Genomic DNA, 16,311 nt, shown 5'->3' with positions numbered 1-16,311 from the left:
CCTCACGCCGGCCGGGCAGAGCCGCTGGTCATGCGGCCCTGCCCGGCGGCCGGCTCAGCCCTTCCGGGCGGCCGCTGCGAGCTCTTCGGAAACGATCTTCAGCACCTGCGCCTGTTGCTTGGTGAGAAAGAAGTGTCCTCCAGGGAAACTATGGAGGTCCAATCCGCCGAGAGTGTGCCCTTCCCAGGATTCCGCTTCCACGCGGCTGGTACGCGGGTCGGATTCGCCGGTCAGCACCGTGACCGGGGCATTCACCGTGTGCTCGGGAGCGGCGCGGTAATTCTCGATGGCCGTGTAGTCGCTCCGGATGGCGGGAAGCACCATGCGGAGGATGTCCTCGTCGCCGAGAATGGCGGCGTCGGTCCCGCTGAGTTCGCGCATTTCGGCGACGATGCCGTCGTCGTCACGCAGGTGCACGGTCTCGGGGCGGTGACTGGAGGGCGAGCGCCGGCCCGAGGCGAAGATGCGGACCGGGTCGATGCCGTGGTCGCGTTCGAGACGGCGCGTCACCTCGAAGGCGAGGACGGCGCCCATGCTGTGGCCGAAGAGGGCCAGCGGGCGGTCCACCCAGGGCAGGAGTGCGCTGGTCAGGGCGTCCGCGTAGACGCCGATGTCGGTGATGCCGGGCTCGTGCCGGCGGTCCTGGCGTCCGGGGTACTGCACGGAGAGGACGTCCACCGCGGGGGCCAGTGCCTGGGCCATGGGGAAGTAGAAGGAGGCGGATCCGCCGGCGTGCGGCAGGCAGACAAGCCTGATCGCAGCATCGTCCGCGGCTTGATAGCGGCGGATCCAGGCGTCGGCATTCTGGTTGTCGATCAAAGGTCTGAAAACTCCGTGTTCTTGTCCGGGAGCAGCACGACAGTTCATCAGGCCCGAACACTTCAGCCGCCCACGCACACGCGTTCCGTTAGCTTCATGTCTAGCAGAGCCCCCCGGCGTCCAGTACCCCTACATCGGACCCCTACGCGTCCTGAAATCGCCTACGAAAGGCATCCGTCGTGTCGTTTCGGCCCCGTTCTCGCGAGGTCAGCCGAACACCTCCGGGATACAGAAAGGCGGATTTTCAGCCACCCCTATACGAGACCCAAGGCCTCTAATCCGGCCCGTCGACCGGGTTCCGCTTCCTGTGGCAGCACAGTCGGGCCGGGTCTGGTGGCGTTCCCGTACATTGGACGGCCAAACAGGCCAGATGTCGCCACACCGTTCGGACCGCCGGCACCATGGCTGGCGATGGCGCCACACAAGGCCGTGGGCGCCGGACCGCCGCCCCAGCGTCGTCATCGCCTTCCACTCCGGTTACGGCCACACCGCCGTGCTCGCCGAAGCGGTCGCCCGCGGCGTCGCCTCCACCAGTGCCGAGGCCGTGTCCTTCCCGGTCGACGCGATCACGGACGAGCAGTGGGCCCGGCTCGGTGCTGCGGACGCGATCATCTTCGGCTCGCCCACATACATGGGCACCACCTCGGCCGCCTTCCACACCTTCGCCGAAGCCGGCCCCAGGCGCCGGGCCGTCCAGTCGTGGGCCGGGAAGGTTGTCGCCGAATTCACCAACTCCGACGACAAGTCCTTCACGCTGGGCTCCTTCGCCACCCTGGCCGCCCAGCACGGTATGCACTGGGTCGACCTCGGCCCGCTGCCCAGTCGGGGCTCGACCACCGGCAGCGAGAACGACCTCAACCGCCTCGGCTACTTCGCCGGGGTCGGCGGCCGGAGCCCGAACGACGCCGGCCCGGAAGCCGTCCACAAGTCCGACATCGCCACTGCCGAACACCCCGGCACCCTCGTGGCTCGCGAGGCGCAGATCTTCGCCGCCGGCCATGTCGCCCGGGCCGCCTGAACCGGCGGCGCGTGCCCTTCTCGTCAGTACCGGAGAACGCCCCATGACCACCCACGCGCCCGGCCCGGCCGTCCCGTCCCTGCACCGCCGCCCGCTGATCACCTGACTGACCGTCTACACCACGATCACCCTCGTGTTCGCGTGATCGGCCCGGCTACGGCGAACCTGCCGCTCGCGCTGCGCGCTCTGGCCCTCACCGCGACCGTCGTCCCCGTCGCCGACTACGTGTTCGTGCCGGCGCCGCCGAAGGCGAACGCCGCCCTGGCCCGCCGAAACCAGAACACGCGCTACGCCTCGCTACGCGCCGCAGGAGCCGAAACCCAGCACGGGAAAGCACACCGGGCCCGACTCCGAAGAGTCAGACCCTCCCCGACCTGCATGTATGCCAGATCAGCGACGTAGTGCTGTCTCAGCGGCTCCACCTTGAACCGGAACTCCACCACATACGCGCCACACGGCAACAACCATGACCAGCACGACCGAGAAGGTGTCCACCGACGTCCCTCCAACAGAACATCAGGCGGAGGCGACCGGCAATACGTCCGGCGACAACGCCCCTGCACGGGCGGTGGCGCTCGTCATCCGCCTGCGGTGATGTCGCCGGCACAGCACCTCATACCCCACCTCCGCAGCCGAGCCGGTCACATCCCCCACCACCACCTGCTCACCCTCGACCACCATCTCCCCAGCCAGGGTGCGCGCATTGTGGGTGGCTCGTGCACCGCACCAGCACATCGCCTCGACCTGCAACGTCTCCACACGGTCGGCAAGTTCGATCAAGCGCTGCGAGCCAGGGAAGAGCTTGGTGCGGAAGTCCGTGGTAATGCCGAACGCGAAGACGTCCAAGCCGAGGTCGTCCACGATCCGGGCCAACTGGTCGATCTGCTCCGGCGCGAGGAACTGAGCCTCGTCCATGATCACGTAGTCGACCTTGGCACCGTGCGACATCTGCTCCACGAGGTACCCGTACAGGTCCACGCCCGGAGCCGCCTCAACCGCGTCTGTGACCAAGCCCAAACGCGACGACAACTTACCCTCGCCGGCGCGGTCATCCCGCGTGAAGATCACACCCTGCAGACCCCTCGCCGAACGGTTGTGCCCAATTTGAAGCGCCAGAGTCGACTTCCCGCAGTCCATCGTTCCGGAGAAGAACACCAGCTCGGGCATGAGGAGTTGAGCACCTTTCGGCGAGTAGTCACGGGAGGGGCGTCAGGAGCGTACTTCGAGCAGCGGGACCAGCTGCTCGGCGGGCGTCATCGAACCGTGGTTGCCGACCAGCGCCGACTCCTTCGGCTCCCGCTCGGTCGCGATGATCAGGACGTCGTCGTGCGCGGCCGCGACCACGTCGCCGAGCCGGGGGTACACCCGTTCGTCGATGTGCGGCCCGAACCAGCCCGCCGCGATCGCCTCGTCCCGCGAGGCCACCCAGAACCGGTCGCCGAGCACCTCGCGCCAGACGGTCAGTACGTCGCTCTCGGCGCCCGGCACCGCGTACACGTGCCGTGCCCGGCCCTCGCCGCCCAGCAGGGCGACCCCGGCGCGCAGCTCCCAGTCCGTGTCGAAGTCGATACGGTGCTCGTCGTCGAACGGGACGTCGACCATGCCGTGGTCGGCGGTGACGTAGAGCGCGCTGCGCGGCGGCAGTTGCTCGGCGAGGCGCTGGGCGAGCCGGTCGACGTACATCAGCTGGCCGCGCCAGGTGTCGGAGGCGACGCCGTAGCGGTGTCCGGCGCCGTCCAGCTCGGAGTAGTACGTGTAGACGAGCGAGCGGTCCCCGGCCGCCAGTTGCTCGGCCGCGAGGTCCATGCGGTCCTCGCCGCTCAGCCGGCCGTGGAAGCGTCCGCCGCTGAGTGCGATCTTGGTGAGCGGGGTGTGCTCGAAGGCGGGCGAGGTCACCTGCGCGGTGTGCACGCCGGCCGCGTGGGCCAGCTGGAAGACCGTGGGGTACGGCTGCCAGGCGCGCGGGTCGGTGTACGGCTGCCAGCGGAGCTGGTTCATCAGCCCGCCGGTGGCCGGGTCGCGCACGGTGTAGCCGGGCAGGCCGTGGGCGCCGGGCGGCAGGCCGGTGCCGACGGAGGCCAGGGAGGTCGCGGTGGTCGCCGGATAGCCGGCGGTCAGGGGGCGGCCGGTGCCGCCGCGCGAGCCGCCGAGCAGCGAGGCCAGGAAGGGGGCCTCGTCGGTGTGGGCCCGCAGCTGTTCCCAGCCGAGCCCGTCGATCAGGAAGACACAGACCCGGTCGGCCGCGGTCAGTTCCTCGATCGTGGCGGTCGGGCCCGGGACGCCCATACCGGCGGCCAGGGTGGGCAGCAGGTCGGCGAGAGAGCCGGTGCCGTACTCGGGCAGCGGCGCGGTGTCCAGGGCGAGCGGTTCCGGGTGGTCCCAGGCGGAGAGCTGGGACATCAGCGGGCGATGTCCGCGGTCGCCTCCGAGATGGCCTGGGCGAAGGTGAGCGCCTGGCGCACCGTCTCCGGGCCGTCCCCGGCCTCGCTGACGCGCAGGCTGAGATCGTCCGCCGTGGAGCTGCCCGTGTAGCCGTGGTCGGCGTCGCAGTTGGGGTCGCCGCAGGCGGCGGGCTCCAGGTCGATGCGGCTGACCGCGCCCCAGCCGATGGTGAGCACGACCTCACGGGGCAGGGTGCCCGGCGTGTACTGCTCCGGGTTCGCGACCACGCGGCTGACCACGACCGAGGAGATCCGGCCGAGCTTCACGGACTCGGTGGAGGTGGTGGCGTACGGCGTCGGGGAGGTGCTGTCGGCGGCCTGCTCGTCGGTGTGGCTGACGATGAAGCGGTTGCCGGTGAGGACCAGCACCGTCACATGCCGGCGGACCTCGTTCTGGTCGAACGTCGTCTCCTGGTGGACCAGGTACGACCGGATCGGCTCGCCGCCCACGGCGGCCTCCACCGCCTCGGACACGAGGGCCGGGTAGTAGCCGCTGCGCTCGATCGCCGAACGCAGCCCCTGGGTCGTCGTACTGGTCTTGGCCATGGCGTCCATCCTAATCCGTGGGCAAGGGGGGTCCGGGCCAGTCGCGGGGACCCGCGGCCGCTCGGCAGGTCATCGGCAGCCGACGCGGGAGCGGCCGGCCTCTGCGGCGCGGGTCCGTGCTCGGCGTACGGCTCCGCCGCCCGGAGCGAGAACCCACTGCGGTCCCGCGTCCGCCCGCGCGGTGGATGCGGGAACCCACCACGATCCCGCACCCGCGCCCGCACCGGAAGCCCCCCTGCTCCGCGGCGCACGTGCTCTCGGACGACCCGTCGCCGTCAGTAGGCCGGCATCGTGCGCGGACCCAGGTCGTCACGCGCGGGCGGCGGTGCGAGCCGTACCGTCGCGCCGAGGACGCTCACGCCGTGCGGGGCGACGACGACCGGCTCCAGGGTGACGGCGACCACCTCCGGATGATCGTCGACCAGCCGGGACACCCGCAGCAGCAGCTCCTCCAGCGCCGGGGTGTCGACGGGCGTGGAGCCGCGCCAGCCGAACAGCAGCGGTGCCGTGCGGATCGACCGCACCAGCGAGGTCGCCTCCCGGTCGGTGACCGGCACGAGCCGGTGCGCCATGTCCCCGAGCAGCTGTGACGCTGCCCCGGCGAGCCCGAAGGAGAGCACGGCCCCGGCCGCCGGGTCGATCACGGCGCGCACGACGGTGTCGACACCGCGCGGTGCCATGCTCTGCACCACCGGCCGCAGCTCCTGCGGCCTGCCGAACAGCTCGGTCAACTCGGCGTACGCCCGGCGCAGTTGCTCCTCGTCCGCGAGGTCCAGACGTACGCCGCCGAGGTCCGCGCGGTGTCGGAGCTGCGGGGCGGTGGCCTTGAGGGCCACCGGGTAGCCGAGGGCGCGGGCGGCGTCGGCTGCTGCTTCGGCGGTGGGAGCGGGCAGCGCACGCCGCACCGGGATGCCGTACTCGCCGAGCAGCTCGCAGGTCTCCCCGTCGGAGATGGTGAGCCCTTCCCCGCGCGCGAGCAGCTCGCCGATCAGCCGCGCGGCCCTCTTCTCGTCGATGTCGTCGTACTCGGGCACCTTCCCGGGCTCGGCCGCCTCGCGCCGCCACTGCCCGTACCGGACGGCTTCGGCGAGCGCGCGCACGGCACGTTCGGCGGCGGGGTAGGCGGGGATGAGGTGGGTGCCCTCCGGGGGAACCGGTACGGCGGGCGGTGTGTCGGCTCCCGCGGTGGGCAGTCGCCCGGTGGGGCGATGGGCGTCCCCCCGCGCGCGTGAAGCCAGGCGGGGCTGGGAGTCGGCACCGTCCTCGGCGCCGGGGGCCTTCGCGGCGACCTGGGGCGCGGTGCTCGCCGCGGCCGACAAGGCCTCCGCGAGCCCTCCGAGTTCCACATGCACCACCAGCACCGGCTTGCCCGGCACCGCGGCCGCCGCCGACCGCAACGCCTGCGCCAGCTCCGCGTCCCTCGGCGGCCCCTCTCCGATCGCGGGGATCGCCGTGACGACCACGGCGTCGTTCGTGCCGTCCGCCAGGGCCCGCGCCAGCGCCCGGTGGAAGTCCTGCGCCGTCGCCCCGGTCGTCAGGTCCATCGGCAGCGACGGCCGCAGCCCTTCGGCGAGGCACCGGTCGTACGTCAGCACGCCCAGCGACTCGGAGTTGCCCAGGATCGCCACCCTCGGCCCGGCGGGCAGCGGCTGGCGCGCGAGCAGCAGCCCCGCGTCGACCAGTTCGGTGATCGTGTCGACCCGGATCACCCCGGCCTGCCGCAGCAGCGCGGAGACGGTGGCGGGCGGCAGCCGGGTCGCCCGCACCGCGTGCCCCTGGGGCGCGGACCCGACGCCCTGCACGACGACCAGCGGCTTGGCCGCCGCCGTCCGCCGCGCGAGGCGCGTGAACTTGCGGGGGTTGCCGATGGACTCCAGGTACATGAGGACGACGTCGGTCTCGGGGTCGTCGTACCAGTACTGGAGGACGTCGTTTCCGGAGACGTCCGCGCGGTTGCCGGCGGACACGAACGTGGACACGCCCGTGACCCCGGTGACTCCTCCGCCGCGCCGGTGCAGCCGGGACAGCAGGGCGATGCCGATCGCGCCGGACTGGGTGAACATCCCGATGCGGCCGGCGCGGGGCATCTCCGGGGCCAGGGAGGCGTTCAGCCGGACGTCCGCCGCGGTGTTGATGATCCCGAAGGCGTTCGGGCCGATGATCCGCATCCCGTACGCGCGCGCGTGGCGCACGAGCGCGCGCTGCCGTTCGCGTCCCTCGGGCCCGCTCTCGGCGTATCCGGCGGAGAGTACGACGAGCCCCTGCACACCGTGCTCACCGCACTCCGCGACCACCGCCGGCACATGATCGGCCGGTACGGCGACGACGGCGAGGTCGACGGGCTCCTCGATGTCCCGCACGGAGCGGTGGGCCGGCACCCCGTCGACCTCCTTGAGGTCCTCGGGGAAGGCCGCGTTGACGGCGTGCAGCCGGCCGCCGTAGCCGGCGCCCCTGATGTTGCCGAGGACGCCGCGGCCGACGCCGCCGGGGGCGCGGCCGACGCCGACGACCGCCACGGAGCCGGGCACGAGCAGCCGGCGCACCGAGCGGGCCTCGGCGCGCTGCTCCCGCGCGCGCTGCACGGCGAGGGAGCGGTCGGTGGGTTCGAGATCGAACTCCAGGCGGACGACACCGTCCTCGAAGCTGCGCTTCTGGGTGTAGCCGGCGTCCGTGAACACCTTGATCATCTTGGAGTTGGCGGGCAGCACCTCGGCGGCGAAGCGTCGGATGCCGCGCTCGCGGGCCACGGCCGCGATGTGCTCCAGCAGCGCGGAGGCGACCCCGCGGCCCTGGTGCGCGTCCTGCACCAGGAAGGCGACCTCGGCCTCGTCGGCCGGACCGGAGGCGGGCATGCCGTCGGCGCCGATGCGGTCGTAGCGTACGGTGGCGATGAACTCGCCGCCGATGGTGGCCGCGAGTCCCACCCGGTCCACAAAGTCGTGGTGCGTGAAGCGGTGGACGTCCTTGGCGGACAGACGTGGGTACGGCGCGAAGAAGCGGTAGTACTTCGACTCGTCCGAGACCTGCTCGTAGAAGCTGACCAGGCGGTCGGCGTCATCAACGGTGATGGGCCGGATGCGTGCGGTGCCACCGTCGCGCAGCACCACGTCCGCCTCCCAGTGGGCGGGGTACTCGTGCCGGTCCTGCCGGTCCGCCGAGGTCTGCATGGGCCCCAGAGTACGGCTCGCGTACGACAACGGCGCGGGGCAGTCTATGGAGGACGAAAGTCGGATCGAGGCCGCGGTCCGACGACACACCGGGACAGGACCAAGGTCCGATCCGGGCATGCTTCACGATATGGGAAACTGGTCTAGACAACCCTGAAGACTGAAGGGCAGCAACACATGGCTGAGCGCCGCGTCAACGTCGGCTGGGCCGAGGGTCTCCACGCCCGTCCCGCCTCCATCTTCGTCCGAGCCGCCACGGCCGCAGGCGTCCCGGTGACGATCTCCAAGGCTGACGGCAACCCCGTCAACGCGGCCTCCATGCTGGCCGTCCTGAGCCTGGGCGCCCAGGGCGGCGAGGAGATCGTCCTCGCCTCCGAGGCCGAGGGCGCGGACGCCGCCCTCGACCGTCTGGCGAAGCTGGTCGCCGAGGGCCTCGAGGAACTGCCCGAGACGGTCTGAGTACCGGCGCACCGATACGACGGAGCCGCGTCGCCCTTTTCGGGCGGCGCGGCTCCGCGCTTTTCGGGTCCATTCCGCGCACACCGGAATTCGCGCGGCGAAATTGCAGGGCCGCCGAATATCCCTTCTTTGTATACGGCGCCAGTGTTAATGCCGAAGGCCCGACATGTTTACGGCGTGTTGCGAAGTCCTCACACGCTCGGCGGTCCCCGAGAAGCGCAAGCGGTGCGCGGGCGTCGCGCGCTCGGTGTGCAGCGCCGTGACCGCACGCGCGCGTTCGCCGTCGCCGCGCGCCACCGCGTCGACGATGGCACCGTGCTCCGCCCAGGACTCCACCGGGCTCGGCGGCGCCTCCACCGAGTACATCCAAGCGATCTTGTGACGCAGCTGGGTGAGCATCGCCGTCAGCGAGGGGCTGCAGGAGGCCTGGGCGAGCGTCTCGTGGAACCAGCCGCCCAGGGAGCGCAGATCCTCGCTGTACCCCCTCCTGGCCCGCTCCTGCCCCAGCCTGACCAGGCCGCGCAGCACCTTCAGATGGGCCTCCGTGCGCCGCTGCGCGGCCCGGGCGGCCCCGAGCGGCTCCAGGAGCATGCGCATCTCCAGCAGGTCGGCCGCCTCCTGCTCGGTCGGCTCGGCCACGCACGCGCCCGCGTGCCGGCGGGTCACCACGAAGCCCTCCGCCTCCAGGGTGCGCAGGGCCTCGCGGACGGGGACGCGCGAGACGCCGTAGCGGCGGGCCAGGACTTCCTCGGTGAGGCGGCCGCCGCGTCCATGGACACCCGCGACGATGTCGTCCCGGATCGCCGTGCACACCGAGTGCGCCGGAATACGCATGACCGACCTCCGCCTTAATCCCCGTGAAACGTCGACGATGGACGCCTGTTCCGTGACTCTATTCCAAAGGGCCGGAATTTCCGACGGCAGGCCGGAATCCATGGATATTTTTTGGTCAGCACGCCCGGTGTGCACCGCGCAAAACGGCGAAAGCCCCGGCTCGTTGAGCCGGGGCCGCGGATAGTCGCGTCGGGTCAGACGTCCACGCCGTGCGTGCGGAGATAGGCGACGGGGTCGACGTCCGAGCCGTAGTCGGGGGTCGTACGGGCCTCGAAGTGCAGGTGCGGTCCGGTGACGTTGCCGGTGGCGCCCGACAGGCCGATCTGCTGGCCCGGGGTGACCTGCTGACCGACCGAGACACCCATGGACGACAGATGGCCGTACTGCGTGTACATGCCGTCGGCCATCCGGATCACGATCTGGTTGCCGTACGCCCCGCCCCAGCCGGTGGAGACGACCGTGCCGGAGCCGACCGCGTGGACGGACGTGCCGCTGGCCGCGTGGAAGTCGATGCCGGTGTGCGAGCCGGAGGACCACAGGGAGCTGCTGGCCTTGTAGCCCGTGGAGACGTAGGAGTGCGCGATCGGGGCCACGAAGGCGTTCAGGCGCTCGCGCTCGGCCTCGCGGGCGGCGCGGGCCTTGGCCGCGCGCTCCTTCTGGGCCTTCTCCGCCGCCGCCTTGACCGCGGCCTGCTCGGCCGCCTTCTGCTCGGCGGCCTGCTTCTGGGCGGCGGCCTGCTCGTCGATGTGCTCGGCGATGTCGTCGCCGACGGTGATCACCGGGGTGAGGCCGGTCTGCTCCGGGGCGTTCTCGGCGGCCGACGCCGGGGACGCCGCGAGGGTGCCGATGAGACCGGTGGTGGTGAGGGCCGCGACACCGGCCGCCTGAGCGGTGGTGCGCTTGACCCGGCCGGGCTTGCGGTGCTTCCCGGTGGCGCACATGAACGCCATGAAGTGGCTGGTCCTTTCCTTCCTTCTCGCCTACCGGGTTAGCTGACGGGTTCGGAGCAGGAAGGTCTCCTACGGGCCCCCTCGCTCACGCACGGGCGCCCGATTCACCCCAGGGACTGATGGGTCCCCGGCTCCCCTGGCTCGCGCCGTACGGGGACTCGGCGATGGCTGCCCGGTGCCGCGGGTGCGGCGCACTGCCTACCGACGAACAGCCCGGACGACGCTACGGAAACCCGCTTTCCGATCCCAAACGGATCCGGGCTTTTGTAGCGCATCCCACAGGGCAGACAGGCAACCTCTGTCGCAAATCGGACATCTGGGGAAGGGAGTGGAAACAGCAGGGGCCCTGACGGCCTGTAGGTCGTCAGGGCCCCACGCGCGCGTGCCGTTACTCGGCCGCCACCACGGTCACTTCACCGATGCCGAGCGCCTCCACCGGCGCCTTGATCTCGGAGGCGTCACCGACGAGGACGGCCACCAGCCGGTCCACCGGGAACGCGTTGACGACGGCCGCCGTGGCCTCCACCGTGCCCGTCGCGGCCAGTTGCTGATACAGCGTCGCCTGGAAGTCGTCGGGCAGGTGCTGCTCGACCTGGTCGGCCAGCGTGCTCGCGACGGCCGCCGCGGTCTCGTACTTCAGCGGCGCCACGCCGACGAGGTTCTGCACGGCCACGTCCCGCTCGGCGTCGGTCAGGCCGTCCGCGGCGAGGGTGCGCAGCACCTTCCACAGGTCGTCCAGCGCCGGGCCGGTGTTGGGGGTGTCCACGGAGCCGCTGATGGCCAGCATCGAGGCGCCCGTGCCGTCCGCGGCGGAGCGCAGGACCTGCCCGAAGGCGCGCACACCGTAGGTGTAGCCCTTCTCCTCACGCAGGACGCGGTCCAGGCGGGAGGTGAGGGTGCCGCCGAGGCAGTAGGTGCCGAGCACCTGGGCGGGCCACACACGGTCGTGCCGGTCGGAGCCGACGCGGCCGATGAGCAGCTGGGTCTGGACGGCGCCGGGGCGGTCCACGATGACCACGCGGCCGGTGTCGTCGGCGCTGACCGGCGGCATCGTCCGCGGCTCGCCCGGGGTGCCGGTCCAGGCGCCCAGGGTGTCGCCGAGCAGCGCGTCCAGGTCGACCCCGGTGAGGTCGCCGACCACGACCGCGGTGGCGGTCACCGGTCGTACGTAGCGGTCGTAGAAGGCGCATACGGCGGCGGCGTCGATCTTCTCGACCGTGTCCTCGGTGCCCTGGCGCGGGCGGGACATGCGCGAGGTCGCCGGGAACAGCTCCTTGGACAGCTCCTTGGCGGCCCGGCGGGAGGGGTTGGCCAGCTCGTGCGGGATCTCGTCCAGACGGTTGCGGACCAGGCGCTCGACCTCGCTCTCGGCGAACGCGGGCGCGCGCAGCGCGTCGGCGAGCAGACCGAGGCCCTTGGCCAGGCGGGAGGCCGGGACCTCCAGGCTGAGCCGGACGCCGGGGTGGTCGGCGTGCGCGTCGAGCGTCGCGCCCGCGCGCTCCAGCTCGGCCGCGAACTCCTCGGCGGAGTGCTTGTCGGTGCCCTCCGAGAAGGCCCGCGCCATGATCGTGGCGACACCGTCCAGGCCGGCCGGCTCGGCGTCCAGGGGCGCGTCCAGCAGCACCTCGACGGCGACGACCTGCTGGCCGGGACGGTGGCAGCGCAGCACCGTCAGGCCGTTGCCGAGCGCGGCGCGCTCAGGGGCCGGGAACGCCCACGGCTTGGCCTCGCCGGGCTGCGGCTGGGGATGGAAGTCCATGGTGGCGAGCTCGGTCACTTGGCCGTCTCCTCGTTCTCGTTACCGGCCTCTACGGTCGCTTCCTGCTCCGGGTCCTCGGGGACGTCCGCGTCCGGGGCCTGCGGGGACTTCGGTTCGTAGACCAGCACGGCGCGGTTGTCGGGGCGCAGGCGGGCCTTGGCGACCTCCTGGACCTCCTGCGGGGTCACCTCCAGGACGCGCTTGACGGCGGTGAGGGCGAGCTGCGGGTCGCCGAACAGGACGGCGAAGCGGCACAGTTCGTCGGCGCGGCCGGCGACCGTGCCGAGGCGGTCCAGCCACTCACGCTCCAACTGGGCCTGGGCGCGCTCCATCTCCTCGGGCGTGGGGCCCTCCTCGGCGAACCGGGCCAGCTCCTCGTCGATGGCGGCCTCGATCACCGGCACCTCGACGTCACCGGAGGTCTTCACGTCCAGCCAGCCCATGGAGGGCGCTCCGGCCAGGCGCAGCAGGCCGAAGCCGGCCGCGACGGCCGTACGGTCGCGGCGCACCAGCCGGTTGTACAGGCGGGAGGACTCGCCGCCGCCGAGGACGGTGAGGGCGAGGTCGGCCGCGTCGCACGCGCGCGTGCCGTCCTGCGGGAGCCGGTAGGCGGCCATCAGGGCGCGCGCCGGGACCTCCTCGACCACGATCTCGCGCTTCTGCTCGCCGATGACCTCCGGCAGGGAACCGTCGCGGGGCGCGGGCTTGCCGTCGTGGGACGCGATCGAGCCGAAGTACTTCTCGATCCAGGCGAGCGTCTGCTCGGGGTCGATGTCACCGACCACGGAGAGCACCGCGTTGTTCGGCGCGTAGTAGGTGCGGAAGAACCGGCGGGCGTCCTCCAGGGTGGCCGCGTCCAGGTCCGCCATCGAGCCGATCGGCGTGTGGTGGTAGGGGTGGCCGTCCGGGTACGACAGCGCGGTCAGCTTCTCGAAGGCGGTGCCGTAGGGCACGTTGTCGTAGCGCTGCCGGCGTTCGTTCTTGACGACGTCCCGCTGGTTCTCCATGGACTCGTCGTCCAGGGCGGCCAGCAGCGAGCCCATGCGGTCGGCCTCCAGCCAGAGCGCCAACTCGAGCTGGTGGGCGGGCATGGTCTCGAAGTAGTTGGTGCGCTCGAAGCTGGTGGTGCCGTTCAGCGAGCCGCCGGCGCCCTGCACCAGCTCGAAGTGGCCGTTGCCCTTGACCTGCGCCGAACCCTGGAACATCAAGTGCTCGAAAAGGTGAGCCAGGCCGGTACGGTCCTTGACTTCGTGGCGGGAGCCGACGTCGTACCAGAGGCAGACCGCCGCCACCGGGGTCAGGTGGTCCTCGGAGAGCACCACGCGCAGACCGTTGGCCAAGCGGTGCTCGGTCGCTGTCAGGCCCCCGGAGCCTGCCTCGGCTGTGGTCGTGTGACCCATGGGCATGTACGTCCCTTCGCGAGCGGAGGCGGTTGTGCAAACCGCGGTTTTCCTGCCGTTCCTGCCACTGTATGCAACACGTGGGGGACCTCGGCGAAGTTCCCGCGAGGCGTACGCCCAGAGCGGATCGCGCGGCCGCGTCGCATGAGCCCGCGGATGCCTCCCGGAGACCGCCGGGATGCTCTGGGACCGGGTCGTGGCACGGGTTGTCGGTGCCGCGGTCCACAATGGTCGGCGTCAGATCCGTCAATCGCTTCAGCAAGGAGCCGGCAGCGATGGCCCGCCGCAGCACGAAGACCCCGCCGCCCGACGACTCGTACGAGGAGAGGATCCTCGACATCGACGTCGTGGACGAGATGCGTGGCTCCTACCTCGAGTACGCGTACTCGGTCATCTACTCGCGCGCCCTGCCGGACGCCCGTGACGGCCTCAAGCCGGTGCACCGCCGCATCGTGTACCAGATGAACGAGATGGGCGTGCGCCCCGACCGCGCCTATGTGAAGTGCGCGCGTGTCATCGGCGAAGTCATGGGCAAGCTGCACCCGCACGGCGACGCGTCGATCTACGACGCCCTGGTGCGCATGGCCCAGCCCTTCTCGATGCGCGTCCCTCTGGTCGACGGCCACGGCAACTTCGGCTCGCTGGGCAACGACGACCCGCCCGCCGCCATGCGGTACACCGAGTGCCGGATGGCCGAGGCGACGAGCCTGATGACCGAGTCGATCGACGAGGACACGGTCGACTTCGCGCCCAACTACGACGGCCAGGAGCGGGAGCCGGTGGCCCTGCCCGCCGCCTTCCCGAACCTGCTGGTGAACGGCTCCTCGGGCATCGCGGTCGGCATGGCGACGAACATGCCGCCGCACAACCTGCGCGAGGTCATCGCGGCCGCCCGACATCTGATCAAGTATCCGAACGCGGACCTGGACGCGCTGATGAAGCACGTCCCGGGCCCGGACCTGCCCACCGGCGGCCGGATCGTCGGCCTGGACGGCATCCGCGACGCGTACGCGACGGGCCGCGGCACCTTCAAGATGCGCGCGACGGTCTCCGTCGAGACGGTCACCGCGCGCCGCAAGGGCCTCGTGGTCACCGAACTGCCCTTCACCGTCGGCCCCGAGAAGGTCATCGCCAAGATCAAGGACCTGGTCAACTCGAAGAAGGTCCAGGGCATCGCCGACGTCAAGGACCTCACCGACCGGGAGCACGGACTGCGCCTGGTCATCGAGATCAAGAACGGCTTCGTGCCGGAGGCGATCCTGGAACAGCTCTACAAGCTGACGCCGATGGAGGAGTCCTTCGGTATCAACAACGTGGCGCTGGTGGACGGCCAGCCGCTCACGCTGGGCCTCAAGGAGCTGCTGGAGGTCTATCTCGACCACCGCTTCGACGTCGTCCGGCGGCGCAGCGAGTTCCGGCGCGGAAAGCGCCGCGACCGGCTGCATCTGGTCGAGGGCCTGCTGACCGCTCTGGTCGACATCGACGAGGTCATCCGGCTGATCCGGTCCAGCGACAACTCCACGCAGGCCAAGGAGCGCCTGATGGAGCGGTTCTCGCTGAGCGACGTGCAGACGCAGTACATCCTCGACACGCCGTTGCGCCGGCTCACCAAGTACGACCGCATCGAGCTGGAGGCGGAGAAGGACAAGCTCACCGCGGAGATCGAGGAGCTGACCCGGATCCTGGAGTCCGACGCGGAGCTGCGCAAGCTGGTCTCCGCCGAACTGGCCGCCGTGACCAAGAAGTTCGGCACCGACCGGCGTACGGTCCTGCTGGAGTCCGCGGGCGCCCCGGTGGCCACCGTGCCGCTCCAGGTCGCCGACGCCCCCTGCCGGGTACTGCTGTCCTCGACGGGGCTGCTGGCCCGTACGGCGAGCGACGAGCCGTTCCCGGAGCAGGCGGGCGCCAAGCGGGTCAAGCACGACGTGATCGTCTCTGCGGTGCCGGCGACCGCGCGCGGCGAGATCGGTGCGGTGACCTCGGCGGGCCGCCTGCTGCGGGTCGCCGTGGTCGATCTGCCCCAGCTGCCGGAGGCCGGCGCGGCGCCGAACCTCGCGGGCGGCGCGCCGCTCGCGGAGTTCGTCTCCCTGGAGGACGACGAGACGCTGATCTGCCTGACCACGCTGGACGAGTCGTCGCCGGGTCTCGCGCTCGGCACCGAGCAGGGTGTCGTCAAGCGCGTGGTGCCGGACTACCCGTCCAACAAGGACGAGTTGGAGGTCATCGCCCTCAAGGAGGGCGACCGGATCGTCGGCGCGGTGGAGCTGCGCACCGGCGAGGAGGACCTGGTCTTCATCACGGACGACGCGCAGCTGTTGCGCTTCCAGGCCTCCATCGTGCGTCCGCAGGGCCGCGCGGCGGGCGGTATGGCGGGCATCAAGGTCGGCGAGGGCGCGAAGGTCATCTCGTTCACGGCCGTCGACCCGGCGGTCGACGCGGTGGTGTTCACGGTGGCGGGCTCGCGCGGCACGCTGGACGACTCGGTGCAGACGACGGCCAAGCTGACCCCGTTCGACCAGTACCCGCGCAAGGGCCGGGCCACGGGCGGCGTGCGCTGCCAGCGGTTCCTGAAGGGCGAGGACTGTCTGTCGCTGGCCTGGGCGGGCCCGGTTCCGGCGCGCGCGGCGCAGAAGAACGGCACCCCGGCGGACCTGCCGGAGCTGGACCCGCGCCGGGACGGCTCGGGCACCTCGCTGGCGAAGACGGTGTCGGTGGTCGCGGGGCCGGTGGTCTAGGGCCTTTCTTTCGGATCAGGCCGGCTTTGGGCGACGGTGCCTTCCGGCTGACCCGAGTGGGGGCTGGTGCGTGCAGCTGCAAGGCGGAGGAGGGAGTCGACGCGGGGCGTCGGCGAGTGACGACAACGCGGCAGATGTGCGTGCCAGACCCCACGACCCCGGCAAGATCCGAAAGACAGGCCC

The 16,311-nt window shown here is 71.3% G+C and carries 12 protein-coding genes and 1 riboswitch; of the genes, 3 read left to right on the top strand and 9 right to left on the bottom strand.

Features of this window, described 5'->3' with window-relative positions:
• Positions 1-54 precede the first annotated feature (54 nt).
• Positions 55-897: a thioesterase II family protein gene (locus AQI95_RS42395; protein WP_425264969.1), complete on the bottom strand. Its 843-nt coding sequence runs from the start codon at positions 895-897 to the stop codon at positions 55-57.
• Positions 898-1,189: 292 nt separating this feature from the next.
• Between AQI95_RS42395 and AQI95_RS42390 the strand changes: the two genes are divergently transcribed.
• A complete protein-coding gene (locus AQI95_RS42390) occupies positions 1,190-1,837 on the top strand; it encodes a flavodoxin family protein (protein ID WP_079071956.1) in 648 nt (215 codons plus the stop codon).
• 516 nt (positions 1,838-2,353) lie between these two features.
• Here the strand turns inward: AQI95_RS42390 and AQI95_RS42385 are convergent.
• The 4 genes from AQI95_RS42385 to AQI95_RS42370 form a co-directional block, all read right to left on the bottom strand.
• Positions 2,354-3,004 (bottom strand): thymidine kinase, encoded by a 651-nt coding sequence (locus tag AQI95_RS42385; protein ID WP_067136619.1) that lies wholly within the window; start codon positions 3,002-3,004, stop codon positions 2,354-2,356.
• Between the two features lie 42 nt (positions 3,005-3,046).
• A complete protein-coding gene (locus AQI95_RS42380) occupies positions 3,047-4,237 on the bottom strand; it encodes an alkaline phosphatase family protein (RefSeq protein ID WP_067136618.1) in 1,191 nt (396 codons plus the stop codon).
• Entirely contained in the window at positions 4,237-4,824 is a 588-nt protein-coding gene (locus AQI95_RS42375) for a DUF5998 family protein (RefSeq protein WP_107121919.1), read from the bottom strand. The genes AQI95_RS42380 and AQI95_RS42375 overlap by 1 nt, the downstream gene beginning before the upstream one ends.
• A gap of 275 nt (positions 4,825-5,099) precedes the next feature.
• On the bottom strand, positions 5,100-7,991 hold the full coding sequence (locus AQI95_RS42370; RefSeq protein WP_208614409.1) for a bifunctional acetate--CoA ligase family protein/GNAT family N-acetyltransferase: 2,892 nt from the start codon (positions 7,989-7,991) through the stop codon (positions 5,100-5,102).
• A gap of 177 nt (positions 7,992-8,168) precedes the next feature.
• Between AQI95_RS42370 and AQI95_RS42365 the strand changes: the two genes are divergently transcribed.
• The gene (locus AQI95_RS42365) at positions 8,169-8,450 is read left to right on the top strand and encodes an HPr family phosphocarrier protein (protein ID WP_067136616.1); all 282 of its coding nucleotides are present in this window, start codon (positions 8,169-8,171) and stop codon (positions 8,448-8,450) included.
• A gap of 147 nt (positions 8,451-8,597) precedes the next feature.
• Here AQI95_RS42365 and AQI95_RS42360 read toward each other — a convergent pair whose 3' ends face one another.
• The 4 genes from AQI95_RS42360 to AQI95_RS42345 form a co-directional block, all read right to left on the bottom strand.
• Positions 8,598-9,284 (bottom strand): GntR family transcriptional regulator, encoded by a 687-nt coding sequence (locus AQI95_RS42360; RefSeq protein ID WP_067136614.1) that lies wholly within the window; start codon positions 9,282-9,284, stop codon positions 8,598-8,600.
• 194 nt (positions 9,285-9,478) lie between these two features.
• On the bottom strand, positions 9,479-10,234 hold the full coding sequence (locus tag AQI95_RS42355; RefSeq protein WP_067136612.1) for a M23 family metallopeptidase: 756 nt from the start codon (positions 10,232-10,234) through the stop codon (positions 9,479-9,481).
• A 13-nt stretch (positions 10,235-10,247) separates the two neighbouring features.
• A riboswitch (cyclic di-AMP (ydaO/yuaA leader) is annotated at positions 10,248-10,408 on the bottom strand.
• Positions 10,409-10,622: 214 nt separating this feature from the next.
• Complete coding sequence (locus tag AQI95_RS42350) at positions 10,623-12,011, bottom strand: M16 family metallopeptidase (RefSeq protein WP_067136610.1); 1,389 nt, start codon at positions 12,009-12,011, stop codon at positions 10,623-10,625.
• Positions 12,008-13,399, bottom strand: coding sequence for a M16 family metallopeptidase (locus tag AQI95_RS42345; protein ID WP_067136608.1), 1,392 nt, complete (start codon positions 13,397-13,399; stop codon positions 12,008-12,010). The genes AQI95_RS42350 and AQI95_RS42345 overlap by 4 nt, the downstream gene beginning before the upstream one ends.
• 269 nt (positions 13,400-13,668) lie before the next feature.
• On the opposite strand from AQI95_RS42345, the gene AQI95_RS42340 reads away from it, so the two are divergent.
• Entirely contained in the window at positions 13,669-16,128 is a 2,460-nt protein-coding gene (locus AQI95_RS42340) for a DNA gyrase/topoisomerase IV subunit A (protein ID WP_067136607.1), read from the top strand.
• The last annotated feature ends 183 nt before the right edge of the window (positions 16,129-16,311 follow it).

It is taken from the genome of Streptomyces yokosukanensis (genome assembly GCF_001514035.1).
GTDB lineage: Bacteria > Actinomycetota > Actinomycetes > Streptomycetales > Streptomycetaceae > Streptomyces > Streptomyces yokosukanensis.
Note: the sequence above shows the minus strand (reverse complement) of the source record. Positions and strands in the feature narration are given on the sequence as shown.